The organism is Altererythrobacter sp. CAU 1644, assembly GCF_029623755.1.
Classification (GTDB): domain Bacteria; phylum Pseudomonadota; class Alphaproteobacteria; order Sphingomonadales; family Sphingomonadaceae; genus Erythrobacter; species Erythrobacter arenosus.
In genome coordinates this window covers 2,714,306-2,741,190 of record NZ_CP121106.1, presented here as the reverse complement: position 1 = coordinate 2,741,190, position 26,885 = coordinate 2,714,306, and the positions used below count along the sequence as shown (strand labels likewise).

General features: G+C 61.6%; 25 protein-coding genes. 14 read left to right on the top strand and 11 right to left on the bottom strand.

Going from position 1 to position 26,885, the window contains the following annotated elements:
* Window positions 1–8 precede the first annotated feature (8 nt).
* The 3 genes from P7228_RS13650 to P7228_RS13640 are packed head-to-tail and all read right to left on the bottom strand — an operon-like array spanning window position 9 to window position 3,033.
* Entirely contained in the window at window positions 9–1,295 is a 1,287-nt protein-coding gene (locus tag P7228_RS13650; RefSeq protein ID WP_278015781.1) for a spinster family MFS transporter, read from the bottom strand.
* Window positions 1,295–2,491 carry an exo-beta-N-acetylmuramidase NamZ family protein gene (locus P7228_RS13645; RefSeq protein ID WP_278015780.1) on the bottom strand — a complete coding sequence of 399 codons (1,197 nt, stop codon included), beginning with the start codon at window positions 2,489–2,491 and terminating at the stop codon, window positions 1,295–1,297. Before P7228_RS13645 ends, P7228_RS13650 begins: the two co-directional genes overlap by 1 nt.
* Entirely contained in the window at window positions 2,488–3,033 is a 546-nt protein-coding gene (locus P7228_RS13640; protein WP_278015779.1) for a DOMON-like domain-containing protein, read from the bottom strand. The genes P7228_RS13645 and P7228_RS13640 overlap by 4 nt, the downstream gene beginning before the upstream one ends.
* Window positions 3,034–3,081: 48 nt before the next feature.
* Here P7228_RS13640 and tyrS point away from each other — a divergent pair, with 48 nt between their 5' ends.
* The 5 genes from tyrS to P7228_RS13615 all read left to right on the top strand — a co-directional run bounded on the left by tyrS (window position 3,082) and on the right by P7228_RS13615 (window position 8,111).
* On the top strand, window positions 3,082–4,311 hold the full coding sequence (gene tyrS / locus P7228_RS13635; protein ID WP_278015778.1) for a tyrosine--tRNA ligase: 1,230 nt from the start codon (window positions 3,082–3,084) through the stop codon (window positions 4,309–4,311).
* Between the two features lie 113 nt (window positions 4,312–4,424).
* On the top strand, window positions 4,425–4,763 hold the full coding sequence (locus tag P7228_RS13630; RefSeq protein ID WP_278015777.1) for a PilZ domain-containing protein: 339 nt from the start codon (window positions 4,425–4,427) through the stop codon (window positions 4,761–4,763).
* Window positions 4,764–4,834: 71 nt separating this feature from the next.
* Window positions 4,835–6,139: an MFS transporter gene (locus tag P7228_RS13625; RefSeq protein ID WP_278015776.1), complete on the top strand. Its 1,305-nt coding sequence runs from the start codon at window positions 4,835–4,837 to the stop codon at window positions 6,137–6,139.
* A 1-nt stretch (window position 6,140) separates the two neighbouring features.
* The gene (gene cysK / locus P7228_RS13620) at window positions 6,141–7,058 is read left to right on the top strand and encodes a cysteine synthase A (RefSeq protein ID WP_278015775.1); all 918 of its coding nucleotides are present in this window, start codon (window positions 6,141–6,143) and stop codon (window positions 7,056–7,058) included.
* An 87-nt stretch (window positions 7,059–7,145) separates the two neighbouring features.
* Window positions 7,146–8,111 carry a phosphatase PAP2 family protein gene (locus P7228_RS13615; protein ID WP_278015774.1) on the top strand — a complete coding sequence of 322 codons (966 nt, stop codon included), beginning with the start codon at window positions 7,146–7,148 and terminating at the stop codon, window positions 8,109–8,111.
* 54 nt (window positions 8,112–8,165) lie between these two features.
* Here P7228_RS13615 and P7228_RS13610 read toward each other — a convergent pair whose 3' ends face one another.
* The 4 genes from P7228_RS13610 to P7228_RS13595 all read right to left on the bottom strand — a co-directional run bounded on the left by P7228_RS13610 (window position 8,166) and on the right by P7228_RS13595 (window position 12,017).
* A complete protein-coding gene (locus P7228_RS13610) occupies window positions 8,166–9,971 on the bottom strand; it encodes an acyl-CoA dehydrogenase C-terminal domain-containing protein (protein WP_278015773.1) in 1,806 nt (601 codons plus the stop codon).
* A gap of 46 nt (window positions 9,972–10,017) precedes the next feature.
* Window positions 10,018–10,473 (bottom strand): MerR family transcriptional regulator, encoded by a 456-nt coding sequence (locus P7228_RS13605; protein ID WP_278015772.1) that lies wholly within the window; start codon window positions 10,471–10,473, stop codon window positions 10,018–10,020.
* 31 nt (window positions 10,474–10,504) lie between these two features.
* The gene (hisI, locus tag P7228_RS13600; protein WP_278017775.1) at window positions 10,505–10,882 is read right to left on the bottom strand and encodes a phosphoribosyl-AMP cyclohydrolase; all 378 of its coding nucleotides are present in this window, start codon (window positions 10,880–10,882) and stop codon (window positions 10,505–10,507) included.
* 340 nt (window positions 10,883–11,222) lie between these two features.
* Window positions 11,223–12,017, bottom strand: coding sequence for a ComF family protein (locus P7228_RS13595; RefSeq protein WP_278015771.1), 795 nt, complete (start codon window positions 12,015–12,017; stop codon window positions 11,223–11,225).
* A 53-nt stretch (window positions 12,018–12,070) separates the two neighbouring features.
* Here P7228_RS13595 and P7228_RS13590 point away from each other — a divergent pair, with 53 nt between their 5' ends.
* Window positions 12,071–12,820 (top strand): methyltransferase domain-containing protein, encoded by a 750-nt coding sequence (locus P7228_RS13590; RefSeq protein ID WP_278015770.1) that lies wholly within the window; start codon window positions 12,071–12,073, stop codon window positions 12,818–12,820.
* Here the strand turns inward: P7228_RS13590 and ppdK are convergent.
* From ppdK to P7228_RS13575, 3 genes are read right to left on the bottom strand one after another with little or no spacing between them, the layout of a single operon-like run.
* Complete coding sequence (gene ppdK, locus P7228_RS13585; protein WP_278015769.1) at window positions 12,817–15,483, bottom strand: pyruvate, phosphate dikinase; 2,667 nt, start codon at window positions 15,481–15,483, stop codon at window positions 12,817–12,819. The two genes, P7228_RS13590 and ppdK, sit on opposite strands and share 4 nt — an antisense overlap.
* 59 nt (window positions 15,484–15,542) lie before the next feature.
* Window positions 15,543–17,852 carry a glycine--tRNA ligase subunit beta gene (gene glyS / locus P7228_RS13580; protein ID WP_278015768.1) on the bottom strand — a complete coding sequence of 770 codons (2,310 nt, stop codon included), beginning with the start codon at window positions 17,850–17,852 and terminating at the stop codon, window positions 15,543–15,545.
* Window positions 17,849–18,763, bottom strand: a complete 915-nt coding sequence (locus P7228_RS13575) for a glycine--tRNA ligase subunit alpha (RefSeq protein WP_278015767.1) — start codon at window positions 18,761–18,763, stop codon at window positions 17,849–17,851. The genes glyS and P7228_RS13575 overlap by 4 nt, the downstream gene beginning before the upstream one ends.
* Before the next feature lie 290 nt (window positions 18,764–19,053).
* On the opposite strand from P7228_RS13575, the gene P7228_RS13570 reads away from it, so the two are divergent.
* From P7228_RS13570 to P7228_RS13535, 8 genes are all read left to right on the top strand, one after another.
* On the top strand, window positions 19,054–19,248 hold the full coding sequence (locus tag P7228_RS13570; protein ID WP_278015766.1) for a helix-turn-helix transcriptional regulator: 195 nt from the start codon (window positions 19,054–19,056) through the stop codon (window positions 19,246–19,248).
* Window positions 19,235–19,663: a hypothetical protein gene (locus P7228_RS13565; RefSeq protein WP_278015765.1), complete on the top strand. Its 429-nt coding sequence runs from the start codon at window positions 19,235–19,237 to the stop codon at window positions 19,661–19,663. The genes P7228_RS13570 and P7228_RS13565 overlap by 14 nt, the downstream gene beginning before the upstream one ends.
* 48 nt (window positions 19,664–19,711) lie before the next feature.
* The gene (locus tag P7228_RS13560; protein WP_278015764.1) at window positions 19,712–20,626 is read left to right on the top strand and encodes a TraB/GumN family protein; all 915 of its coding nucleotides are present in this window, start codon (window positions 19,712–19,714) and stop codon (window positions 20,624–20,626) included.
* The gene (locus P7228_RS13555; RefSeq protein ID WP_278015763.1) at window positions 20,623–21,501 is read left to right on the top strand and encodes a TraB/GumN family protein; all 879 of its coding nucleotides are present in this window, start codon (window positions 20,623–20,625) and stop codon (window positions 21,499–21,501) included. The genes P7228_RS13560 and P7228_RS13555 overlap by 4 nt, the downstream gene beginning before the upstream one ends.
* Window positions 21,502–21,631: 130 nt before the next feature.
* Window positions 21,632–22,318: a 50S ribosomal protein L25/general stress protein Ctc gene (locus P7228_RS13550; protein WP_278015762.1), complete on the top strand. Its 687-nt coding sequence runs from the start codon at window positions 21,632–21,634 to the stop codon at window positions 22,316–22,318.
* 91 nt (window positions 22,319–22,409) lie between these two features.
* A complete protein-coding gene (gene pth / locus P7228_RS13545; protein WP_278015761.1) occupies window positions 22,410–22,979 on the top strand; it encodes an aminoacyl-tRNA hydrolase in 570 nt (189 codons plus the stop codon).
* Between the two features lie 5 nt (window positions 22,980–22,984).
* On the top strand, window positions 22,985–23,491 hold the full coding sequence (locus P7228_RS13540) for an AAA family ATPase (RefSeq protein WP_278015760.1): 507 nt from the start codon (window positions 22,985–22,987) through the stop codon (window positions 23,489–23,491).
* Between the two features lie 32 nt (window positions 23,492–23,523).
* A complete protein-coding gene (locus tag P7228_RS13535; protein WP_278015759.1) occupies window positions 23,524–24,525 on the top strand; it encodes an SDR family oxidoreductase in 1,002 nt (333 codons plus the stop codon).
* Here P7228_RS13535 and P7228_RS13530 read toward each other — a convergent pair whose 3' ends face one another.
* Window positions 24,526–26,877, bottom strand: coding sequence for a zinc-dependent metalloprotease (locus P7228_RS13530; RefSeq protein ID WP_278015758.1), 2,352 nt, complete (start codon window positions 26,875–26,877; stop codon window positions 24,526–24,528).
* Window positions 26,878–26,885: the final 8 nt, after the last annotated feature.

Below are 26,885 nucleotides of genomic sequence, written 5' to 3'. Positions count from 1 at the left end.
CCGCAGCCTCAGTCTTTCTGGTCGAGTTCCGCATTGAGCCGCAGGCTGCAGCGCCAGAAGAAGAATGCAGGCAAAAGGCCGAGGAAGGCCGCGACATAAAGCACTACCTGCACGCTGTTTTCCCCGAATTCAGGCCTGATCGCGTCGGACATCATGCCGAAGAGCAGCGGACCCAGGCCAAGCCCGATGAGGTTCTGGCAAAACAACATCACGGCGCTCGCCATGGCTCTCGCTTCGCGTGGGACCAGCCCTTGCACGCTCGAGTAGGTCGGCCCGTAATATAGCGAGTTCAGGAGTGTCGGCACGAAGAGCAGGAAGAGCGCCGCTCTCCAGTCTGCGACCGAATAGGCCCAGAAGGCGGCCGGAGCGGCGATCATCATTCCCACTGCCGGTGCAGTCAGGACGTGTCGCCGATTGGTTCCGCCGAAGCGGTCGGCCAGCCATCCTCCGAGCCAGGTTCCGAGGATTCCCGCCGCTCCATTGACCACGCCGAAGTAGAAGCCGACTTCTCCCGGCGTCAGCCCATGGGTCCGCTGGAAGAATATCGTCGCCCAGGTTGTCTTGCCGTAGGCGAGAAAGGAGGCGCACGACCCGGCGATCAGCAACAGGACGAGCGCACGCGAACTGAAGATCGCCTTCAATATTTCCTTGCCGACCAGCGGCGGAGTAGCGCTCATCGTCGGTTGAATGACGCCCCCGTGGCGGCGCGGGTCGCGCAGGAAGACGAGGACGAAACCCGCGAGAGCGACTCCGGGTAGCCCTACTGCGAAGAATGCGAGCCGCCACCCCAGCAGGTCGTTGAGCACGCCGCCGATCATCATGCCCAGTAGGGTTCCGATGGGGATCCCGAGGGCATAGAACGCGAGAGCGCTGCTGCGCTTTTCCTTGGGTACGCTGTCGGAAATCAGCGAATGCGCCGCCGGGGTGCATCCAGCCTCGCCTACGCCCACCCCGATCCTTGCGAGCAGCAATTGCCAGAAGTTCTGCGCGAAACCGCACAAAGCGGTCATCACCGACCATGTTGCGAGAGCAACGGCGATGATCCGCGGCCTGCTGGTGGTGGGCCGATCGGCGTAGCGAGCGATGGGAATGCCGAGCACTGTGTAGAATAGCGCAAAGGCAAGGCCAGTCATCAGGCCGATTTGCGTGTCCGAGAGGCCCAGCTCGTTCCGGATGGGCTCCGCCAGGATGTTGACGATCTGCCGGTCGATGAAATTGAAGATGTAGACAACCAGCAGGATCCACAGGAGCAGTCGCGTCGAGTTGCCCCTGCTGGCGGTTGCCGTGCTGGCCATCAGTAGAGCAAGTGCCCGCGAACCGTCGTTATCCAGCTTGCTTCGTCATTTGCCGCCATCGCATCGAGATCGTGGGGCGTGGCGTCGGGATTGTCCACCCATTCGCGCAAGGCAGGTCCGCCATTGATCACATCAATCGCGAGCCGCTCAAGTTCGTACTCATAGGGAAAATCACGCCAAATCTCGTAATCGGGATAGAGATTGCGGATCGCCTTGAAGGCCAGGGCTTGCAGCCTCCAAGGACGGAAATTGTCGTGCCCATAGAACGGGCCTTCTGCATGGATCATCAATGCGTTGCAGAGTGTTCCTGCGTGCTTGTGAAAGGTCGGCTCGAACCAACATTCGCGCAAGGCGCAGCCGGAGATCCACTCGGGCGCCATCAGCAACATCTCCGCCAGCACCGATCTGGCATCGACATCGGGCGCGCCGAACAGCACTTCGAGCGGGCGGGTCGTTCCCCTGCCCTCGCTCAGCGTCGTTCCTTCGAGCATGACGGTCCCGGCATAGGCCCGCGCCATATTGACGTTTGCTGCATTGGGGCTGGGATTGATCCAGATGCGATCCTGCGGCCAACCGTGACCGGGGCCGTCCGGCTGCCAGCCCTCCATCGCGACGACGCGGTAATCCACGTCCAGCCCGAAGTGATCGATAAACCAATGGCCCATCTCGCCCAGCGTCAGCCCGTGCCGCATAGGCATGGGCGCTGCCCCGACGAAGCTTTCCTGCCCCGGAACGAGCAGAGTCCCTTCTACCGGTCGCCCGGCCGGATTGGGGCGATCGAGCACCCACACGCTCTTGCCAGTCTTGGCCGCCTCTTCGAGCAGGTACAGCAGCGTGGTGACGAAGGTGTAGATTCGGCAGCCGAGGTCCTGCAAGTCGAACAGGAAGACATCTGCCGATGACATCATCTGCCCAGTGGGGCGACGAACCTCGCCGTAAAGCGAGAATACCGGAATGCCGTAGGTCGGGTCGGTCTCGTCACCCGTCTCGACCATATTGTCCTGCTTGTCGCCCTTCAGACCGTGCTGAGGCCCGAAAGCACTCGTCACATTGACGCCAGCGGCAATGAGGGCATCGAGACTGTGATTGAGCGCTGCGGTGACGCTGGCCGGATGCGCGATCAGCGCGACGCGGCGCCCATCGAGCTCTCGCAACAGATCCGGTTCAGTGAGGAGACGATCGATCCCGAATTTCATGATGCGTGCGGTGCCGCAAGCCCGGCCACGAAGCAAGCCGGATCGTGGAAATCGGGCTTCTCATCGTTGGGATGCTGGATGGCCCAATAGCTGATGCGGCCACCCTCCTCCTCGATAACGGCGCTGATGCTCATCCTGCATGGCGCGTCGGGAAGCTCCGACCGAGGAATCGCTGCATAGAAGATCGTAAAGCTCGACCCGGGGTGGACTTGGCTATCTGGCGCTCGCCTCACCACTCGTTCAGCCATCCCTTCGCGATATTCGACGAAGTCATAGGCATTCCAACGCCGCGAGGGTGACAGGTTCCACTCGCTATACCCGGCGCCGCCTTCAGGTTGCAGGAACAGCTCGAAACAGGTCGTCCTCCACAATCCGTCAGCCCTCGTCTTGCTCCCAATCCTCGGCAGCACCAGCTTCTGCGCCCCCTCGACTTTCCATCGCAGTCGCAGCCAGTTGGCATCATCGTCATGGATGCGCGCCTCTATCGCGGTGACGGCGAGCGGCGGGTGAGCGGGGTGAGGAATGAGCCGATGCGCTTGCATTACCCCCCCTCCATGCTAACCGCGCCCTCCCAAGGCAAGAGAATGTCCATGAGCGAGTACAAATCCGATCTCCTGCGCCTGCTACAAGAGCGCGGGCATATCCACCAGGTTACCGATGCCGACGCGCTCGACGCGCTGGCTTCGAAGGAGATCGTGACGGCCTATGTCGGATTCGATCCGACCGCGCCATCGCTCCACATCGGCAATCTCGCTTCGATCATGCTGCTTAAGCGCGTCCAGCAGGCCGGCCACCGGCCAATCGTGATCATGGGCGGAGGCACAGCCAAGGTCGGCGATCCATCGGGCAAAGACGAAACGCGGACCATGCTCACCGAAGAGCGACTCGCGGCCAATGTGGCCTCGATCAAGGACAGCTTCGAGAAGATCCTACGGTTCGACGATAGCCCAACCGGCGCGATCCTGATCAACAATGACGATTGGCTGAGCAAGCTCGGCTACATCGAGATGCTTCGCGATGTCGGCCCGCATTTCACCATCAATCGGATGCTGACCTTCGATTCGGTCAAGCTGCGCCTCGACCGCGAACAGCCGCTGACCTTCCTCGAATTCAACTACATGATCATGCAGGCGTATGATTTCCTCAAGCTCGCGCGCGATTATGATTGCCGCCTGCAACTAGGCGGCAGCGACCAGTGGGGTAACATCGTCAATGGGATCGAACTGACCCGGCGCATCGATGGCAAGGAAGTCTATGGCGTGACAGCGCCCCTCATTACCCGGGCCGACGGGCAGAAAATGGGCAAGTCGGTCTCTGGCGCGATCTGGCTCAATGAAGAGCAGCTTCCGGGCTACGATTTCTGGCAATACTGGCGCAATACTGACGACCGCGATGTTGGCCGGTTCCTGCGCCTGTTTACCGATGTCCCGCTTGACGAGGTGGCACGTCTCGAAGCGCTCGAAGGTGCCGAGATCAACGAGGCCAAGGTCGTTCTTGCCAACGAGGTCACTAAGATGGTGCGCGGCGAAGCAGCAGCCAAGGCTGCCGAAGCGACAGCGCGCGAGACCTTTGCGGGCGGCGGTGTTGGCGAAGACCTCCCTACCCTGTCGGTAGGTGATGAAGGCATGCGCATCGGCGCGGTTCTGACGGCGATCGGGTTCACCCAATCCAACGGCGAAGCGAAGCGCAAACTGGCCGAAGGTGCGGTCAAGCTCGAAGACGCGGTCGTCACCGATCCGGGAATACTGGTCCTTCCCGCTGTGAACGAGTCGCTCAAGCTCAGCCTCGGCAAGAAAAAGCACGGCCTCGTGACACGATAAGGGCGCTCCACCGGAGGGGACGTCCCGTATCGGGACAGCGGTTCTTTACAAATTATCAGCCTTTCTACCGCATTAGTGATTTCGACGAACCAAGATGTGGAGGGTCGAATACTGTGTCTGCGGGAGCAAGCCTGAGCGTCACTGACATGCGCCGCGCCGCGCGTCACCCGGTCGATTTCCCGGTGATCGTGGAGCACCATGCCCAGGGTGACATGAACCTGCACGTGGCCAACATTTCGGCCCACGGCTTTATGGTCGATGATGCACATAACCTGCAGCGCGGTGATCGTGTGATCATTCGACTGCCTGTGGTTGGTCGGATCGAAGCCTACGTCATCTGGGTGCGCGACAATCGCGCCGGGTTCCAGTTCGAACGCATCATTCGTCTCGACGATTTCATGGCGGTGATCGATACTTTGCAGCCGAACCCGCGACTGCGTCGTCCGCGCTGAGTAGCGCGACTTCCACTACAGCTAGATTTTGACGTATTGGCAGGCCCCTCGCGGCCTGCCATTGCGCGTCTGTGAGCGATACCGAGAGCCCTGCCGGGCACCCTTTCCACATCGGCAATTTCCGCGCCTACTGGACGGCGCGACTTGCGATGACGCTGGCGCAGTACGCCATGCTGCTCATCATCGGTTGGCAAACTTACAATATTGCGCGCGACAGCGGCATGAGTGTCGGCGCAGCTTCGGGACAGTTGGCCCTCATCGGCCTCCTACAATTCGCACCGCTCTTCGTGCTCACGCCTTTCGCGGGATTGGCTGCCGACCAGTACGACCGGCGAAAGATTGGTCTCCTTACCATCCTGCTGCAGCTCGCATGCGCCGCTGTCCTCGCAGCGGTAACTTGGCAGGACGCGATGACCCTGCCGGTACTGTTCGCGATTGCGATCATGCTCGGCGTCGCGCGGACTTTTACCGGACCTGCACTCTCCTCCCTCGCGCCGAACCTGGTGCCAAAGGCAATCCTGCCCAATGCCATCGCGCTTTCCTCGATCTCCTGGCAGGTGGGAATGATCGTGGGTCCGGCGATGGGCGGCTATCTTTACGCAATCGAGCCTGCGATGCCCTATATCGTCGCATGCGGGCTGTTCGTGGTGGCCTTCGTGGCCCTCGCGATGATCGGCAAGGTGCCGCAGCAGGCCATGCGCAAGGACATTCGCCCGATCGGGCAAATCATCGATGGCCTGCGCTACGTTGCTCATAACAAGATGGTGCTGGGGTCAATCACGCTCGATCTGTTTGCGGTGTTTCTGGCTGGGGCAACTGCACTGTTTCCCGTCTACGCCCGCGACATTCTCCAGGTCGGCGAACAAGGCCTTGCCCAGCTCGCCATGGCACCGGCCACCGGAGCGGCGATCACTGCCGCGTGGTTTTCATGGAGGCCCCTAAAGCACAACGTCGGCCCCAAGATGCTCCTGGCCGTGTTTGTGTTCGGTATCGCCACGATTGTCTTCGGCCTCTCGACCTCGATGCCGCTGAGCCTCGCAATGCTGTTCATCGTCGGGGCTGCCGACATGTTCAGCGTCTACATCCGCTCGTCGCTGATCCAGCTTCACACGCCGGACGACAAGCGCGGTCGCGTATCATCGGTCAGCCAGCTGACCATCAGCGCGTCGAACGAAGGCGGTGATTTTTTCTCCGGCAGCCTCGCATTTCTGATTGGCCCGGTCGCTGCAGTGGTTGCAGGCGGTGTCGGTGCTATCGTAACGGTGGCGATCTGGAGCCGCGTGTTCCCCGTGCTGCGCACGACCAAGACCTTCGATCCGCCCGAGGATTTGCTAGAAGACCGACATCCGTCCAAACCTACCCCGCAGGAGGTATGACATGAAAGCCGCCAGTATTCTCGAAACCATCGGCAACACGCCGCATATCCGACTTGCACGGATGTTTCCCGACCATGAAGTCTGGGTAAAGTCGGAACGCAGCAATCCCGGCGGCTCGATCAAGGATCGGATCGGCTTGGCGATGATCGAGGACGCCGAGGCAAGCGGGGCGCTCAAACCCGGCGGCACGATCATCGAGCCGACCAGTGGCAATACGGGTATCGGCCTCGCGATGGCGGCCGCGGTCAAAGGCTACAAGCTGGTGCTCGTGATGCCCGAATCGATGTCACTCGAGCGCCGCAGGCTGATGCTTGCCTATGGCGCCAGCTTTGACCTCACGCCCAAGGAAAAGGGCATGAAGGGCGCGATCGAGCGGGCCAACGAGCTGATCGAGCAGACCGAGAACTCGTGGATGCCGAGCCAGTTCGACAATGATTCGAACTGGAAGGTCCATGTGCGAACCACTGCGAAGGAAATCCTCCAGGATTTCGCCGATAGCCCGGTCGATGTGCTGATTACTGGCGTTGGCACCGGCGGACATCTCACCGGCTGCGCGGAAGAGCTCAAGCGTCACTGGTCGGGCATGAAGGCCTATGCCGTGGAGCCGACGCTTTCCCCCGTGATCTCGGGCGGACAGCCCGGCCCGCACCCGATCCAGGGAATCGGCGCCGGATTCATCCCGGGAAATTTGCACACGCAGGCAATCGACGGGGCGATTCAGGTTGAGCCTAAAGATGCCAAGGAGATGGCCCGCCGCGTCGCGCGCGAGGAAGGCATGCTCGTTGGAATCTCCAGCGGCGCAACCCTCGCGGCGATTGCCCAGAAACTGCCCGACCTCGCCGCCGGGACACGGGTGCTCGGTTTCAATTACGACACAGGTGAGCGTTATCTTTCTGTTCCGGATTTTCTGCCAGAGTAGTAATCGAACACGGCGGCGAGGATTCGGCGCCGTGTAGGTTGAATGTTCTTACGAGGGGTCGGAACGATTCGTTGGGTCGCTGCTATTGTGGTCGCGCATTTCACTGCGGCTGTTTCTCTGGGCGAGCGGAAGCTCGTCGACTACTTCACCTGGTCTTGGCTGCAGGAAGTTTTGACTTTCTCGCTCATGCCACCCCTACTGATTTTTGCGGGACTGGTTTTCCGCTCAGTAAGGGCGCAGCCCTCCAATGTGCTTGGTCATCTCGGCGAGACACTACGGGAGAATCGCGAACGTTTTTTCTACGGCTTTCTCTTCATCCTGATCTACCTGATCGTCCATCGTGCCTACCGCGCGCTCAAGGTGGCGATCCCCCGACATAACGAGTATTGGGCGGATCCCATGTTCGCGTCATGGGACAAGGCGATTTTCGGCCAGGATCCTTGGCTGATCACTCATTCCATGGTCGGCCCATTGGGCACACAGTTTATCGACATGCTTTATGTCGTGTGGCTGCCGGTAATGCTCATTTCGTTCGGCTTTGCCGCCTTCGCCAAGGATTCGCAGTTTCGCAAGCGCGCCACCTTGAGCTTCTTCCTGACCTGGATCTTGTTGGGCAACCTCTTGGCCACCCTCTTCGCTTCGGTTGGCCCATGCTTCTACGCCGAATTCTACGGCAGCGATCGGTTCACCCCATTGATGGACCTGCTTTCGCATCAGAACCTGGCGGCGCTCAAGCTCCAGGAAACTCTGCGAATGACGGTAGGCGACGAAGCTATTGGCAGCGGGATCAGCGCCGTCCCTTCTCTCCATTGTGCAATCACGATGATCGTCGTGTTGATGGTACACGATCGGTATGGCTGGGATTGGCGTACTTACCTCGCCATCGCATATCACGTGATCATCTGGTTCGGATCGGTGCACCTCGGTTGGCACTATGCCGTCGACGGGATGATCTCCACGGCACTCATACCTTTCATCTGGTGGGCGAGCGGCAAGATCGTGACCCTGAGTGAAAGGCTTCCGAAGAAGCAGCCGGCGCCTGCCGTCGCATAAACGAAGGGCGCCTCGAACGAGACGCCCTTCGCCATTTCAGCAAAGTCTGCGCGATCAGGCTGCGGTCTGGAACGCATCCGCCGGCAGAGCCATCATGTTCTCCGCACCTGCTTCCAGCTTGCGGCGAAGTGCACCGGAATCGGGCAAGAAGCGTTCGGCATAATAGTTCGCCGATACCAGCTTGGCTTCGTAGAATGCCTTGTCACCGGCGCCGCCAGACAGCTTCTCGGCAGCTGTCTTGGCCATCTTCAGCCACATGTAACCGAGCGTTACGAGGCCCATGATGTGCATGTAGTTGTAGGCGCCGGCCCCGAGATTATTGGGGTTGGTCATCGCGTTTTGCATGAACCACATGGTCGCAGCTTTCTGCTCACCTAGTGCCTTCTCTAGTCGCGTGGCAATCTCAACAAGTTGCGGGTTGCTCTTGGCCGCAGCGATTTCCTCGTCGACCATCGCAAAGAAGGCCTGGATCGTCGCGCCGCCATTCTGGCCAAGCTTGCGACCGCACAGGTCCATCGCCTGAATGCCGTTCGCACCCTCGTAGATCTGGGCGATACGCGCATCACGCACGAACTGGCTCATGCCCCATTCTTCGATATAGCCGTGGCCGCCGAAGACCTGCTGCATATTGGTCGCGGTTTCATAGCCTTTGTCGGTCGTAAAACCCTTGATCACAGGGGTCAGCAGGCTGAGCATCTCATGGGCGGACTTCCGCTCCTCTTCGGTCTGCGCCTTCTCCGACAGGTCTGCCTGCAACGCGCTCCACAGGCAGAATGCGCGCGAACCCTCGGTGAACACCTTGGCGTCCATCAGCAGACGGCGAATGTCAGGATGGACGAAAATCGGATCGGCCTTTTCCTCCGGATCGACCGGGCCGGTCAGCGCCCTGCCCTGGCGACGGTCGAGCGCATAGGCCACGGCGTTCTGATACGCGGCCTCTGCCTGGGCATAGCCCTGCATACCGGTGCCGAGCCGCGCCTCGTTCATCATGATGAACATGGCGGCCAGACCCTTGTTCTCTTCGCCGACCATCCATCCGGTCGCCCCGTCGTAATTGAGGACGCAAGTCGAGTTGCCGTGGATGCCCATCTTGTGCTCGATCGAACCGCACGAGACACCATTGCGCTCGCCCAGCGACCCGTCCTCGTTGACGAGGAACTTCGGCACGACGAACAACGAGATCCCCTTCGAGCTTTCCGGAGCACCCGGAGTCTTTGCCAAAACGAGGTGGATGATGTTCTCGGCCATGTCGTGTTCGCCGGCCGAGATGAAGATCTTGGTGCCAGTGATCAGATAGCTGCCGTCCGCCTGCGGATCGGCCTTGGTTCGGATCATGCCCAGGTCGGTGCCGCAATGCGGCTCGGTCAGGTTCATCGTGCCGGTCCACTGGCCGGAGACCATCTTGGGTAGGTACATTTCCTTCTGTTCGGGCGTACCCTTAGCCTTCAGCGCCTCGATCGCGCCGTTGGTCAGCCCCGGATACATTCCAAACGACTGGTTGGCCGAGGACATCATCTCCTTGAGCGCGAAGCCAATCACCTGGGGCAGGCCCTGACCACCCAGTTCCTCTGGCTGGGTCAGCGTGCCCCACCCAGCTTCACGATACTGGTTGAAGGCTTCCTTGAATCCGGTCGGGGTGGTCACCGAGCCATCCTCGTGCCGCGTACAACCTTCCTGGTCACCGATCTGGTTGAGCGGTGCGATCACTTCTGACGTGAACTTTCCGCCTTCCTCGAGAATCGAATTGATCAGGTCCTCGCTGGCGTTCTCGAAACCCGGGAGGTTTCCGTAGCTTTCGAGGTCCAGCATTTCGTTGATGATGAAACGAAAATCGCGATTGGGGGCTTTGTAGATGGGCATCTGCGTGTCCTTGCGTGAGAAATATTCGGCTTGAGATTGTGGGCGCTCAGTCGAGCTCGACCTGTTCGACCAGCTTGATGAACTCGGTAAGTTCCTTGATCGAGGAGTCGATATCGGCCCGCTGGCGTTTGAGCTTGGCCACGTGGTTCTTGCACTTTTCGACCGTCACACGGCGCTGTTCGACCCGGCCGTCATCCAGATCGTAGAGATCGATCATCTCGCGGATTTCATTGAGGCTGAAACCGACGTTCTTGGCGCGCATGATCCAGGCGAGCCGGGCGCGATCGCGCTTGGAATATACCCGGGTCAAACCGACGCGGGCTGGCGAAATCAATCCCTCGTCCTCGTAGAATCGAAGCGCGCGCGCCGTACAGTCGAATTCCGAGGTCAGATCGGAAATCGTGTATTGCTCGCGTTCGTGCTTGTCGGGGCGATCGAGATGCGCGCCGTCGTGCCTGCGTTGCGGGTCGCCAACGGAATCATTTGCGGGTGCTGTAGCCATGCACCCTATCTATCTTCCCTTTACGTTAGCGTCAAGTCTTGACCCTAACGAGAGCCTCCCCTTCAAGCCGCCGATAGAAACAGGAACGGGCGCCGGTGTGGCAAGCCGGACCAGCGGGATCGCAGCGCAGAATCAGGGCGTCCTGGTCGCAGTCGACCAGGATCTCGCGCACCCTTAGGATGTTCCCGGAGGTTTCGCCCTTCTTCCACAAGGACTGGCGTGAACGGGACCAGAAATGAGCCGCCCCCGAGGCACGGGTTGCGGCAAGCGCGTCTTCATTCATGAAGGCAACCATCAGAATTTCCGAGTTTTTCGCGTCCACCGCAATGGCGGTGAGTAAGCCGCGGTCGTCAAACTTGGGCAGGAATACAGTACCGGCTTCGCGGTCGTCCGCGGGGTCAGGCGGAATACTCACATTTGATCCTTCGGTGAAGTGGGGCAGGCTTGCGATGATTTGTTGCAGGATAACCACAGATCAGAGCGAAAATCCATTTCGAGGCAAGATGACACTTTGATGAATCCGATTTGGATGAGAGGTTTCGACTTACGGACCTTACGGTACGTCCACCGAACATGCGGTGCCAATAGAGCGCCAGGTTCAGGGGGTGGCCGGAAGCTATGCGACAGGGGGTGTCGCGGCAACCGGTTTGAACGATGAGGGATAGGACCCTGGCGGCTTCAATGGGGGATAGTCGCCTGAGCTCTGAAAGAGCGGGTTCGCGATAATTCGTCACGTGGCGCCCGGGGCTTTATGCCTCGGGCGTTTCGTTTTGGGCACCCTGTGTGCGGTGCTCCACATTATCGAGCACCCGTGCGAAGCAGGCGATTCGGACGCTGCTGGCGCCGGCTGCCAGCAAGGCCGAAACGCATGCATCCGAGGTCGAGCCACTGGTCAGTACATCATCGACCAGGATCACATCGCGTCCCTTGAGGATGGCGTTGCGGCGTGAACTGACCCGGATGGCCCCCTTGAGCGCGCGGGCGCGCGCCTTCTTGCCGAGACCTCCGAGCGACGGTGTCTGCTTGTGACGCTCGAGCAGGTCGACCACCAGCCTTCCCTTGCCCAAGCGCTCCAGTTCACGAGCGAGAACGGCAGCCTGGTTGAATCCACGCGACCACAATCTCCAGCGGTGGAGCGGCACCGGGACCAGCAGGGGTATACGATTGCCCTCGCCCTGCTCCGGCAGTCGCGCCGCAATCAGCCGAGCCAGCATCGGTGCGAGGCCAAGCTTCCCGCCGTGCTTGAACGACAGGATCAGCTTGCGCGACGCATCGTTGTACAGCGTTCCCGCACTGATCCCGGCATGTTTCGGCGGGCTTGTCAGGCACGGCGCGCACAGCAGATCATCGCCTAGGATAGCGTTATCGAACGGTCGATCACATGTCCGACATGCAGGAGGGGAAGGAACCGCCAGCCCGCTCCAGCACGCAGTGCAAAGTCCTCCGTGCCTGCCGATGGCCTCACCGCAAAGCGGACACCGCGGCGGATAGACCAGGTCGATGAGCGGAGCGAAGCCTTCATCAATTTTCGACCTGATATCCATATTTTACGTCCAGCACATCTTGCGCGGTGAATGCAAGCGGTGCACGATGAGTCATGGCCGGACAGGGGGTTCCGAACATCTTTTCTGCCAGACGGCGGGCGGCACGGATCAGTCGTGCCGAAGCGCTTGCGCGTGGAGAAGGCCCCGCTTGCTGGTTGCTCCAGCATCTGGAAAGCGAGGCGCTCGATCGCGTCGATTTCATGCGGCTCGAACCGTCACGCGCGCTCCTCATCGGGCTCGATACGAGGGAGCTGACGAGCGAGCTGGGCAGGCGCGGCTGCGAGGTGACTTCGATTGTGGCGCGCAACGAAGAGGCGCCCGTCGAAGGCGGGCCGTATGACCTCATCGTTTCGCTCGCTGGCCTCGACACCGTAAACGACCTGCCCGGAGCATTGGTCCATCTCCGCGCCGCACTGTCGGAAGGCGGCCTGTTGTTGGCTCCCATGATCGGAGCGGGAAGCCTGCCACTGCTGCGACAGGTCCTGCTGGCTGCGGATGGCGATCGGCCGGCAGCGCGGATCCACCCGCAGGTCGATAATCGCGCGGCGACGTCCCTGCTCGAACGCGCGGGTTTCTCCCGCCAGGTCGTCGACACCCATCGGCTGTCGGTTCGCTATGGCGATCTCGACCGCCTGATCGCCGATTTGCGCGACCAAGGCCTGACCAACGTGCTGGCCGATCCCCCTCCCCCGCTAACCCGCAGCGGGTGGGAGCGCGCCCGCGCCAAGTTCGCCGAGCTGACCGATCGCGAGGGCCGCGCGACCGAGACCTTCGAAATTCTCACCCTGACGGGCTGGCGCTAGCTTCCCAGCGAAGCCTGCGCCGCAGCAAGCCGCGCAATCGGAACGCGGTAGGGCGAGGCGCTGACGTAATCGAGCCCGACCTTCTCGCAGAAGTCGATCGAGGCCGGATCGCCGCCATGCTCGCCGCAAATGCCGAGTTTGATGTCGGGCCGAGTCGCCCTGCCCCGCTCGGCCGCCAGTTCGACCAGCTGGCCGACGCCATCGATATCGAGGCTGACGAAGGGGTCGCGCGGGAAAATGCCCTTGTCGACATAGGGCGCAAGGAACCGCGCGCTGTCGTCGCGGGATACGCCCAGCGTCGTCTGCGTCAGGTCGTTGGTGCCGAAGGAGAAGAACGCGCCTTCCTCGGCAATTTCGCCCGCCATCAGCGCGGCGCGCGGCAGCTCGATCATGGTGCCGACGAGATATTCGACCGACGCGCCCTGTTCCTCGAAAACCTGCTTTGCGACGCGATCGACCAAAGCCTTGAGCAGTTCGAGTTCGCGCTTGGTCGCAACCAGCGGGATCATGATCTCGGGCACCGGCGCTTCGCCGCTTTCACGGGCAACCTCGCAGGCGGCTTCGAAGATCGCGCGCGCCTGCATCTCGTAGATCTCGGGGAAAGTGATACCGAGGCGGCAGCCGCGATGGCCGAGCATCGGGTTGAATTCGTGCAATTCGCCTGCGCGGCGCTTGAGGTGGTCGATCCCCACGCCGGTCGCATTGGCGAGTTCCTCGAACTCGGCATGGCCATGCGGCAGGAACTCGTGCAGCGGAGGATCGAGCAGGCGGATCGTGCACGGCAGCCCGACCATGACCTCGAATATCTCGCGGAAGTCCTTGCGCTGCTCGGGCAGCAGCTTCTCGAGCGCAACCCGCCGCCCGCGTTCGTCATCGGCGAGGATCATCTCGCGCACCGCGCTGATGCGTCCGGCATCGAAGAACATGTGCTCGGTCCGGCACAGGCCGATACCTTCGGCTCCGAACTGGCGAGCCATCCGGCAATCGTGCGGCGTTTCGGCATTGGTCCGCACGCGCATGCGGCGGTGCTTGTCGGCCCACTCCATCAGCCGCGCGAAATCGCCGGCCAGCTCTGGTTCGATCGTCGGGACTTCGCCCGCCATGACCTGGCCATTGCCGCCATCGAGCGTGATCGTGTCGCCTTCCTTGAGTTCGCGATTGCCGATCAGCAGCGTCTTGGCCTGGCGGTCGATCGAGACCTGCGACGCGCCCGAAACGCAGGGTCGCCCCATGCCGCGTGCAACCACGGCCGCATGCGACGTCATGCCGCCACGTGCGGTAAGGATGCCCTGCGCGGCGTGCATGCCGTGAATGTCTTCGGGCGAGGTTTCGACGCGGACGAGGATCACCTTCTCGCCGCGCTGCGCCCAGTTCTCGGCAGTGTCGGCGTCGAGCACGATCTTGCCACTCGCGGCACCGGGCGAAGCAGGCAATCCGCTGGTCAGTACATCGCGCTTGGCCTCTGGATCGAGTGTCGGGTGAAGCAGCTGGTCAAGCGCCATCGGGTCGACCCGGCGGATCGCGGTTTTCTCGTCGATCAGCCCTTCGCCAACCATGTCCACCGCAAGCTTGAGCGCGGCCTTGGCCGTGCGCTTGCCGCTGCGGGTCTGGAGCATCCAGAGCTTGCCCTGCTGCACCGTGAACTCGATGTCCTGCATGTCCTTGTAGTGCTTTTCGAGCAGGTCGAAGACATGGGCGAGCTCGGCATAGGGCTCGGGCATCGCCTCTTCCATCGAGAGCGGCTTGGCGTTGGCGGCCTCGCGCGCGGCCTTGGTCAGATATTGCGGCGTGCGGATCCCCGCCACCACGTCTTCGCCCTGCGCGTTGATCAGGTATTCGCCGTAATAGGCTTTCTCGCCGGTCGCCGGATCGCGGGTGAAGGCAACGCCGGTGGCCGAAGTGTCGCCCATATTGCCGAACACCATCGCCTGGACGTTGACGGCGGTGCCCCAGTCGGCCGGAATGTCGTTGAGCCGGCGATAGACCTTGGCCCGGTCCGAATCCCAGCTGTCGAACACCGCCTTGATCGCACCCCACAGCTGCTCGTGGACGTCTTGCGGGAACGGATGGCCGAGTTCTTCTTCCGCCAGCGACTTGTATTCCGCGACCAGCGTCTTCCAATCGTCCGCCGTCATCTCGGTATCGGCGTAATAGTCGTTGTCTTCCTTGGTGATCTCGAGCGCTTCCTCGAACAGCCCGTGATCAAGCCCGAGCACCACGTCGGAATACATCTGGATGAAGCGGCGGTAGCTGTCCCAGGCGAAGCGTTCATCGCCCGAAGCGCTGGCGAGGCCCTGCACTGTCTCGTCATTGAGGCCTAGGTTGAGGACGGTGTCCATCATCCCCGGCATGGAGACGCGCGCACCCGAACGGACCGACACCAGCAGCGGATCGGAAGCATCGCCGAACTTCTTGCCGACGGTCGCCTCGATATGTTTCAGCGCCTCGGCAACCTGCCCTCGCAAATCATCGGAGAAATCCGCGCCCTCCTGCAGGTAGCGCACGCATTCCTCGGTCGTGATGGTGAAGCCGGGCGGCACCGGCAGGCCGATCCGCGCCATCTCGGCAAGGTTCGCGCCCTTCCCCCCGGTTACGGTCTTGTCCGCCTGCCGCGGGTCCGAATGATCAGCCGCACCGCCGAAAGTGTAGACCGTCTTGTTCATGCCAATCCCTGTTAGTCTGAACCGATGGAACACATGGAACACGGTTCAAATGTCAAAAATCAGCCCTCGATACGGCTGAAATCCGCGACGTTGTGCACTGCAGCACGGAACCGTGCAAGCAGGTCGAGGCGATATGCGCGTTTGTTTTCTTGGCTATCATTTACCGTGACTTCGTCGAAGAAGCTGTCGATCGGTGCGCGCAGCGATGCGAGGGCAGCCATGGCGGCTGCGAAATCCTCGGCCTCGATGGCCTTGGCCGCTTTGGGCTCGGCCGCATCGAGCGCGTCGATCAGCGCCTTTTCGGCCGGTTCGGGCGAGTAGGAAAGCTCTGCTGCATGGCGTTCGGACATCTTGGCGTCGATCACTGCCTTCATGTCGGGATCGTCGACCAGCGCCAGCGGGTCTTCCTCGCCGGTCCGGGCGATCTCGCCTTCTATGCCGTGCCAGTCTTCCTTCTTGAGGATATTGGCGGCGCGCTTGTAGCCGGCGAGAAGGTTGGCGCCGTCTTCGGTGTCCATAAAGGACTGGAGCGCATGGACGCGGGCGAGCAGGCGGACGAGGTCGTCCTCGCCGCCCAGTGCGAACACCGCGTCGATCAGATCGTGGCGAACGCCCGCTTCGCGCTGCTGGACCTTGAGACGGTCAGCGAAGAAGTCGAGGAGTTCAACCGCCTTGGCGTAGGCAGATTTTACACTGGTCGAAACCTCGTCCCAAAATTCAGAATTAGCTTCATCGGGTGCTTGTTCAATGAGCTCTGCCGGATTTTCTGAGTCAAAGACATCCCGCAATTGAAGCCCTGTTCGAGCGAACCTCGCATCCCAATCGTTGATTGCTTCGGCATCACCTTCGCCGATCCGCCACACAAGCAGACTTTCGAGATTCAATCTCAGGCCGAGCTCGTTGATTGTTCTCAATACTGCAAGCGCGGCTCTCCGAAGAGCGAATGGATCTTTCGACCCAGTAGGCTTCTCGCCAATGCGGAAAAAGCCAACAAGCGTATCCAGCTTATCCGCCAGGCTCACCGCCATAGTCACCGGCGCGGTGGGCACTTCATCGCCCTGCCCGACAGGCTTGTAGTGATCGCGAATCGCGTCGCTGACTTCCTGCGGCAAGCCTTCCTTCTCGGCGTAATATCCGCCCATCAGGCCCTGCAACTCGGGGAACTCGCCGACCATCTCGGTGACGAGGTCTGCCTTGGCGAGCCGCGCGGCCTGTTCGGTCTGGTCCGCATCGGCACCCTTGACGATGCCTTCCTCGACCAGCCAGCGCGCCAGCTTTGCGACACGCTCGACCTTGTCGGCGACCGTGCCCAGCTTCTCGTGGAAGGTGATCCGCTCGAGCTTCTTCGCATGCTCGGCAAGTGTGGTCTTCTGATCGAGTTCCCAGAAGAATCGCGCATCGGAGAGCCGTGCCGCGAGCACCTTGCGATTGCCATCGACAACCACCGCCGGATCGGCGGCGGCAATATTGGATGTGCAGACGAAGGCGTTTGCAAGCTTGCCACCCCCGTCTTGGCAGACGAAATACTTCTGGTTCACGCGTGCGGTAAGCTGGATCACCTCGGGCGGAACATCGAGATATTCTTCGTCGAAACGACCGAGCAGCGGAACCGGCCATTCGGTCAGGCCCGCGTTCTCGATCACGAGACCCTCGTCTTCGACCAGCGTCAGCCCGGCAGCCTCGGCCGCCTGCTTGGCGCCCTCACGAACCGTGTTCTGCCGCTCTTCATGGTCGACGATGACATGGCAGGCGCGCAGCTTCTCGGCGTAGTCGGCGGCTGAACCGATGGTGATTTCGCCGGGGCAATGGAAGCGGTGGCCGAGCGTCGCGTAGCCGCTCGCAATGCCGTCGACCTCGCATTCGACGAGTTCCTCACCGATGATCGCGACGATACCCGATAGCGGGCGCACCCAGCGCAGGCTCTCGGTCGACAGCGAGGCCGCACCCCAGCGCATCGACTTGGGCCAGGCAAAGTCGCGAATGACTGCCGCAATGGCGTCGGCCAGCAGGTCCTTGGTCGCCCTGCCCGGTTTCTCGATCACGGCGAACCAGGTGTTGCGGCCCTTGACGTCGCGCAGTTCGAGCTGGTCGCGGGTTACGCCGTTCTTCCGACAGAAACCGTCGATCGCCTGGTCGGGCGCGCCTTCGGGCGGACCCTTGGCTTCTTCGCTGACCGCCTCGGTTGCTTCCGGAAGGTCGCGCGCAATGAGCGCAAGGCGGCGCGGCGTCGACCACACGGTGATCTCACCCACGGCAACGCCGGCAGCCTCCATCTCGCGGCGGAACAGCTTTTCCAGTTCGGCCCGCGCACCCGCCTGCATGCGGGCGGGGATTTCTTCGCTGCGCAGTTCGAGGAGGAAGTCGCTCACAGGCTCCACTCCGGATATTTGGCCTGCCATTCGGGCGTCATCTTCTCGGCATATTTCTCGCAGGAGGAGCGCGCGAGGTCGCGCACGCGGCCCATGTAGCTGGCGCGTTCCTGCACGCTGATCACGCCGCGCGCCTGCAGCAGGTTGAACAGATGGCTCGCCTCAACCGCCTGCTCGTAAGCGGCGATCGGAACGTCAGCGCCGAGCGCGTTCTTGCACTCCGCCTCTGCCTTGTTGAACAGGTCGAACAGCGCGTCGGTATCGGCGACTTCGAAGTTCCACTTCGACATCTGCTTCTCGTTCTCGAGGAAGACGTCGCCATAGTTCACCCCGGCGGAATTGAACGCCAGGTCGTAGACGCTGTCGACACCCTGGATATACATGGCGAGGCGCTCGAGCCCGTAGGTCAGCTCGCCTGCGACCGGCTTGCAGTCGAACCCGCCCATCTGTTGGAAATAGGTGAACTGGGTCACTTCCATCCCGTCGCACCAGACCTCCCAGCCCAGCCCCCAGGCGCCGAGCGTCGGGCTTTCCCAGTCGTCCTCGACGAAACGGATATCGTGCTTGAGCGGGTCGATCCCGATCGCAGCGAGGCTCTGCAGGTAGAGTTCCTGCAGGTTCGCCGGGCTCGGCTTCATGATCACCTGGTACTGATAGTAATGCTGCAGCCGGTTGGGATTCTCGCCATAGCGCCCATCGGTCGGCCGGCGGCTCGGCTGCACGAAGGCCGCATTCCACGGCTCCGGTCCCAGCGCGCGCAGTGTCGTCGCGGTGTGGAACGTCCCTGCCCCCATCCGCATGTCATAGGGCTGCAGGATCACGCAGCCCTGCGCGCTCCAGAAGTCGTGGAGCGTCAATATCATGTCCTGGAAGGACGCCTTGGGATCGCGCTCTTGCGGTTCGAAACTCATGGGCGCGCCCATGGAGCATGCCCTGTGACGCGTCAACGCCGCAGTTCCGCGCACCTGCCGATGTCGTAAGATTGCGACATTATGTCAGGTAGTGTTGACATAGTCAGCGAATCGCGACATATAGTCAGGCATACCTGACACTACGTCAGCGTAACATGACAGGAAATTGCCCATGACCTACGATCAATCGCCCTTGCTTGTAAGAAGGCTAACCGATGCCACGCTGCTCTTCGCCGGATTTGGCCTGGGATCCATTGTCGCGAAGATCACCCTGCTGATCGGTTGACCTGATGAACAATCGCCTAAAGGTCTTGCGTGCTGAACGCGATTGGAGCCAGGCCGAACTGGCCGGACGGCTTGAGGTTTCACGACAAGCCGTGAATGCAATCGAAACCGGCAAACACGACCCCTCACTCCCGCTGGCGTTCAGGATCGCCCGGCTCTTCAACCTGCCGATCGAGGAGATTTTCGATGACGGCCTCTAAAGACGCGATGCCCAACGGGGAGAAGCTCCTCCAGACGCGTCGTCGCAAGTTCTGGCGTTACATGAGTATCAGTCTCGTCGTTTTCGGTGCTGCCGGATTTCTGAGCGGATATCTGACGGATGCCTTTCAGGCCGGCGAAGTTCCGCTCTGGCTACCGCTGGCCGTCATTGCCGTGACCATTGTTGCGCTTATCTACTCAACCCGAGACTATCTGCGCCGCATCGACGAACTCGACCTGATGGACAATCTATGGGCGCATCTGATCGGTTTCTATGGCGGGCTGATTTCCTTCGGTGCCTGGTACCTATTGGCCGAACTCGGTGTGACAACACAGCCGAATGCCGAAGCAATAATCATTGCCGCACTTGCCGTCATGCTTGCGACCTATGGCCTGAGAAAGCTTGGCTGGCGTTGAAGGTGCCCTTAATTCTTCATTCAAACTCGGACCCCAAGGAGCTGCATCATGAGAAAAACCCCGTCCAAGCGATCGGCGGCCCTTGCCGCAGCACTGATCTTCTCCTCCACATCGGCTCTGGCTGAAGATGCCGCCGCGACCGTCGAAACTATCGAAACGGCACCGACTGGCCCTGCCCTCTGGAAAGCTGCGGACGAAGACACGACGATCTACCTGTTCGGCACCGTCCACGCGCTTCCTGAAGACGTGAAATGGTTCGACGGCGAGATTGCCGAAGCGTTGGCGTCATCCGAGGCCGTCGTCACGGAGATCGAGATGGACGAGGCGATGGCCGCCTCGATGCAGCAGCTCGTCATGTCGAAAGGTATCCTGCCCGAAGACGTTACGCTTCGCTCTTTGCTCGATGAGGAGCAGAAGGCCGCTTTCGAGACCGCAATGGGCAAGATCGGAATCCCGGTTGCCGGGTTTGACCGGTTCGAACCCTGGTACGCCGGCATGATGATGTCCATGTTGCCGCTGATGCAGCAGGGCTATTCGCCCGACAGCGGTGTCGAGGCAGTCATTCTGCGCGAAGCTGGCGAACGCGAAAAGGGATCGCTGGAAACGATCGAATTCCAGATCGGCCTGTTCGATGGATTGCCGCAGGACGCCCAGATCGACTTCCTCATCGAAGCTTCGAATAATGTCGACAAGATCAAGGATCAGCTCGACGCGATGGTGGCAGAATGGGTCGAAGGCGATGCGGTCGAACTGGCCAAGCTGATGAATGAAGGCTTCACCGACGAAGCCCTGACCGAAGCCCTGCTTTACAGCCGGAATCGCAACTGGGCCGAATGGATCGATACGCGGCTCGACACGCCGGGAACGGTCTTCATGGCCGTGGGTGCAGGTCACCTTGCTGGCGAGCAGAGCGTGCAGGATGCCCTCGCCGCTCGCGGGATCGAGGTCGAGCGCGTCAGGTGAAACGCCACTTCGCCGCACTGATGGCAGCCTGCCTCCTGTTGGCGGGCTGCCAGGACAAAGCCAGCCATCCAAACGGCGGCGCCTCGCCCTTGCTGTTTGAAGTCGCGAGCGCCGACGGGGCCGTCGAAGGCTGGTTGTTCGGCACGATCCATTCGCTGCCCGACGATACCGAGTGGCGAACGCCCTTGCTCGATCAGACGATCGAGCGGGCCGACAGCCTGATAGTCGAAATCGCCGCGCTGGATGACAGCGCGGCGCTTTTCGCAACTTATCGCAAGCTGGCGATGACACCGAACCAGCCCGATATTGCGACCAAGGTACCTCCGAGCAAAATCCCAGCGCTCTACGACCTCATGGATAAGGCCGGCTATTCGCCGCGCGACTTTCATGCGCTTGAGACCTGGGCGGTCGCGCTCAGCCTGGCGCAAGTCTATGAAACGGGCGATCCCGAGAACGGCGCCGACCTGGCGATGATCAAGGCCTTTTCGGGTCGGCCGATCGAAGAATTCGAGGGGGCAGAGAGACAACTCGCGATCTTCGACACCTTGCCGGAGCGCGAGCAGTCGGACTTGCTGGTGGCGGTTATCGATGAGGCAGATCAGCGCAGTGGCGAGCCGGAGAAGTTGCAAAGAGCCTGGCTCCACGGAGACATGGTTGCACTCGAGGCGGCGACCCGCGAAGGGATGATGGCTGATCCCGAACTTCGCGAGGCGCTCCTTGCCAAGCGTAACCGCGAGTGGTCGGCCCAGCTCGACACAATCCTGGAGCGTTCCGAGCGCCCCTTGGTCGCCGTGGGAGCAGGGCATCTGGTTGGCAAGGATGGCCTCCCCACCCTGCTCGAACGGCGCGGCTACAAGGTCACCCGGATCCAGTAAGGCGCGAGAACCACGTTTAAGTTGATTTCCATCCGCGATGCCCCTAAAGGCGCGCCCTTCGGCGTCATGGTCATCCCTGGAGGCGTGGCGGACCGAATGACAAACCAAAGCAATTCGAAAGGTATGTGACATGAGCGACGCTCTGACCCTGCCGGCCGAGGCGCGCGAACGGGCAGGCAAGGGAGTCTCCCGTCAATTGCGTCGCGAAGGCCGCGTCCCCGCCGTTATTTACGGCGGCAAGGAAGAACCCACGATGATCCACGTCGAGTCGAAGGAACTGGTCCGCCAGCTTGGCACCGGTCACTTCATGAACTCGATCGTCGAGATCGAACTTGGCGGTAAGAAAATCCGCACCCTCCCGAAGGACGTGTCGCTCCACCCGGTCACCGACCGCCCCGAGCACGTCGATTTCCTGCGCATGACCAAGGGCGGGAAGATCGAGGTCTCGGTCCCCGTTGTGTTCCTCAACGAAGAAGCATCGCCCGGTCTCAAGAAAGGCGGCGTGCTCAACGTCGTTCGTCACGAGCTCGAACTTGTCTGCGAAAACGACAAGATCCCCGGCGAGATCGAGATCGACGTCACCGGCAAGGATGTCGGCGATTCGATCCACATCAGCGAAGTCACCCTGCCCGAAGGCAGCGTGAGCGCGATTACCGATCGCGACTTCACTATCGCCACGCTGGTCGCTCCGTCGGCGCTCAAGAAGGCCGAAGGCGCTGAAGCCGCTGAAGGCGAAGAAGTCGACGCCGATGAAGTCGAAGCCACCGAACAGGACGGCGACGAAGGCGAAGAAGCTGCAGAGGGCGGCGAAGAGTAATCTTCCCTTCTTTAACGCAATCACCAAGGCGCCGGGCTTCGCGAGAGGCCCGGCGTTTTGCATTTCGGGTGGCTGCCGCTAGAGGGCGCGCATGCAGCTTTGGGTAGGCCTCGGAAATCCTGGACCGCAATATGCGATGAACCGACACAACGTCGGCTTCATGGCTTGCGACGTTATTGCCGAAATGCATGGTTTCGCTCCGACGCAGAAGAAGTTCCAAGGCTGGACCCAGGAAGGCCGCATCGGATCGGAGAGAATCCTGCTGCTCAAGCCGGCGACCTTCATGAACAAGTCGGGTCAATCGATTGGCGAGGCCATGCGCTACTACAAGCTGGAACCGCAGGACGTGACCGTATTCTACGACGAACTCGATCTCGACCCTTTTCGCGTCAAGGTGAAGCGCGGCGGCGGGGCTGCCGGGCACAACGGTATCCGCTCGACAATCCAGCATATCGGCGAGGATTTCCGCCGGGTCCGTATTGGTATCGGGCACCCGGGACACAAGGATCGGGTGACAGGATATGTGCTCGGCAATTATGGCAAGAGCGAACAGGGCGATCTGGTACAGATGCTGGGGGCGATAGGTGCTGAGGCAGAATGGCTGGCGAAAGGCGACGACCCCCGTTTCATGAGCGACATAGCCCTGCGCCTGCAGGATTGAGAGCGATGCTGCGCGTCCTGGTCGTCGGCCCATGCGGAGCGGGCAAGTCTACGCTTGCTCGCGATCTCGCGGAGAAGCTCGACCTGCCTCTCATCCATATGGACCAGCTCAACTGGAAGCCTGGATGGGTTGAATCCAGCAAAGCAGAAGTCAGGGAGCGGTTGGGCAAAGTCGTCGCGAAAGAGCGCTGGGTGATCGACGGGACCTACGGCGGCACGCTCGACATCCGTACACCGCGCGCAGACACAATCGTCTATCTCGATTACCCGATAACCCTGTGCCTGCTACGCGTTCTGAAACGCATCGTCACGGGATGGGGCGAAACCCGGTTCGACATGACCGACGGATGCCCCGAGCGGCTCGACCTCTCTTTCCTTTGGTATGTCGCCCGCTGGAACGCCGGCCCTCGCATTCGCCTGCACGATCGCCTTGAAGGGCATTGGGACAAGGTTGTCCAACTCCGGTCCCCGTCAGAGGCGACAGCCTGGTTGGACTCGATACCCGCCGAATAGGCGCTATGATGCGCGGCGAGAGGAGACCCGCAGTGCCCGATGTAACCCGCCGTTCGCTCATGACAGGGATCGCAGCCACGGGCGCCCTGGCCGCGACCACTTCGCTTGCACAAGGTGACGCACTCGAGTTCATGCCCGATCTTTCGGGCAAGAGCATTCTCATCACGGGCTGTTCCTCCGGATTCGGCCGGCTCGGCGCAGAACACTATGCCAGGCTGGGGGCGAAGGTGTTTGCCACGATGCGCAACACGCCGCGCCCCGAGGCCGAAGAATTGATCGCGGTCGCCAGGAATGACGATCTCGACATCGAGGTGCTGCGACTCGACGTGAACGAGCCGTCCGAGATCGAAGATGCGGTGACTTATGTCGACCGCGCCCTCGGCGGCGGCGCGATCGATGTCCTGATCAACAATGCGGGCATCGGGATCACTTCGCCCGTCGAAATCCAGGACATGGAAGCCACGCGGTTGATATTCGAAACGAACGTGTTCGGGCCGCACCGCCTGGCGCGCGCGTTCCTGCCGGGCATGCGCGAGCGCGGATCGGGCCAGATCATCCAGATATCGAGCCAGCTGGGCCGGGTCATCGTCCCGTATTCGGGCCATTATTCGGCGACCAAGTTTGCGCTGGAATCGATGAGCGAGCAGCTCGCCTACGAACTCGTACCGCACAATATCGATGTCACGATCATCGAACCGGGCGGCTACCCGACGAAGGTTTGGGTCAATCGAAACATGTACTCCGCCGCGCTCAAGGCCCGCACACCGGATCATCATGCGGCAGGTTATCCGGCGCAATTCGATCGGATGGGCCACGAAGACGGATCGGGTCGCAGCGCCGATCCCATGGATGTGCCGCGCGCTATCGCCAAACTGATCGCCATGCCACAGGGCACCCGCCCACTGCGCCAAGCCGTCAGCGGCGGGTCCATCCCCCAACTTGCGATCAATGAGGTCTGCGCCGAAACCCAGGTGGGATGGCTCGGTCGTTCACCCGCACTCGGTCCCCTCATGCGCGCGGTGCACAAGGTCTGATCAGATCGGCATTCCCGGCGGGACGTCGGGCAACAGCTTCTTGTCCTTGACCGCTTCGGAGAGCTTCTCGCTGTCGCTGAGCAGCGCGCCCAGACCACGGCGCCAGTCGGCTTCTTCGCCCGTGCCGCTCGCCTTGCCCAAATCGTCTGCCCAGCGCGCGAGTTGCCCGTCGATCTGCAGCGCGATCGAACGCGAAAGCTGGCCTTCGCGCGCAGTCCTGGCGAGATCGAGTGCAATGACGGTTGCGATCCGGCGGCCGGTGGCTCCGCGCCGCGCCGAAGCATCGGCATGCTCCACCAGGCGGGTGACGACCGCATGCGCCGACGGCGTGCCGGCATCGCCCGAGGATTGCATCTCGAGGCGGTTGAGCCGCTGCGGATCGAGCAGGCTGTCGAGGACGTGCACCGCCCCGATCTCCGTCGCGCGCAGCGTATCGAACACGGGTCCGCCGGCTGTCGGCATGACCTCGATCATGGTCGAATAGTCGTAATCGGTCGAAGGACCATACGAGAGCAGCGGCTGAAGCCGCGCGGGAACTTCAAGCGCCTCGACCGACATGGCTGAAATCAGGGCGTCAAGCGCGGCTCGCTGGTCCGTCCCTGCAACCTTTTCGACTGCCGCTTGGTCGCCTGCCAACGCATGTGGTGCCACCACCCCGCCCAGCGCTTTGGCCGCACTCTCGACCTGGTAGCGGTGGAGCAGCCAGATCGGCACGAACGCTCGCCGCAGGCTCGCCAGATCCTGTCCTTCGGGGACAGCGTTGGCATCGAAACGCGCCAGCGCCGCCTGTCGAACCGCCATCACCCGACCGAGTTCGGCCACCGGATCGGCGAAATCATCCCACAGCGATCCGTGAGGGTTGGCGCTGTCGCTCCCGCGCGCATCGCTATCGCCCACGAAGCGCAAACCGCGCGCCTGAGCTTCCTGCACCATTGCCCGCGCCTCCGCATCGCTGCGGGCAGCGTAGAGATATTTGATCGCGAACTTGTCCCACTCGCCCACGCCCACGCCATAGGCGTCGGCAATGGTCAGCTTGCCGTCGACCAGTTCGATCCGCGGTGCCGGATAATCCATCACCGAATAGCGACCTTGCGAACTCGCCGCGAAATTGTGTGCGAGGCCGAGCGTGTGGCCGACCTCGTGCGCGCCCAATTGGCGGATGCGCGCCAGTGCCACGGCAACCGGGTCATCGGGCAGGCCGCTGTCGGTCAGGCCCGCTCCCATCAGCGCCTGGAATATCAGGATATCCTGTCGCACCCGCAGCGAACCGAGCATGACGCTGCCCTTGAGGATTTCGCCGGTGCGCGGATCGACGATGCTGGGGCCATAGGACCACCCGCGCGTGGCCCGATTGACCCAGTTGACGACATTGTACCGGATATCGAGCGGGTCGATCTCGGGCGGGAGCACATCGACCCGGAAGGCATCGATGAACCCGGCGTCCTCGAAGGCTTCGGCCCACCAGCCCACGCCGTCGATCAGCGCCTGCCGGACGGGTTCGGGCGCCGCGCCATCGACGTAATAGACGATCGGTTCCTTCACCGGCGACCGCTCAGCTGCGGGATCGACCTTCTCCAGGCGATGCCGCTCGGCCAGCTTGACCAGCATCGACCGTCCAAGCGGCGCCGAGAAATCGTATTTGTAGGTCGAGAACGCGAAGTTGTAGGGGTCAGCGCGAGGAGCAATCGGCTCATCGGGCAAAGCGATCAGCGAATGCCGCACCCACAGCGAAACATCCCCGCCAGATGGCGAGACGTTGCGCAGTTCGGGGGTCGGCTTCTTCGACGAGAAGCTCAACAACGCCGAGAATTCAACATTCTCGGGAAATGCCTTCACCTTAGCAGGGTCCGCGAGCGAGAACTTCTCGTTCAGCGCATAGCCTTCGCCCAATTGCGGAGCGAAGCCGAAATGATCCATCGCCAGAAACGGGGCGAAGTCGAAGGACACGCCCTTCCCGCCTGCCGACTGCTCGATGTCGCCGACCCACAAGGTTGCATTGGTGAAGCTGTTCGCAACCGAGGCCTGCTGTGCAGCCGACCCTGCAGGAGCAATGAAAGTGGTGTTCTCCAGCTCGGCGAGGACCTTCTTACCCATGCGGCGAAAGCGGATGATGCCGGTCCGCAACGGCGCGCCGCGATCCACACCCGTAGCTGCGGAACCGACGCCGGTTTCGATCTGCGCGACGTAAAGGTATCGCGCCATGATCCCGTCCGGGCCGGCCGCGGGCAGAGTGAGCATGATCTTGCCATCTTCCTGGCTCGCGGCGACTTCGATCAGCGCGTCCTCCGCAACTGCCGGAACGCTCAACGCCACCGCCAACGCCACCGCGCCTGCCAGTAATACCGAACGCATACTTCCTC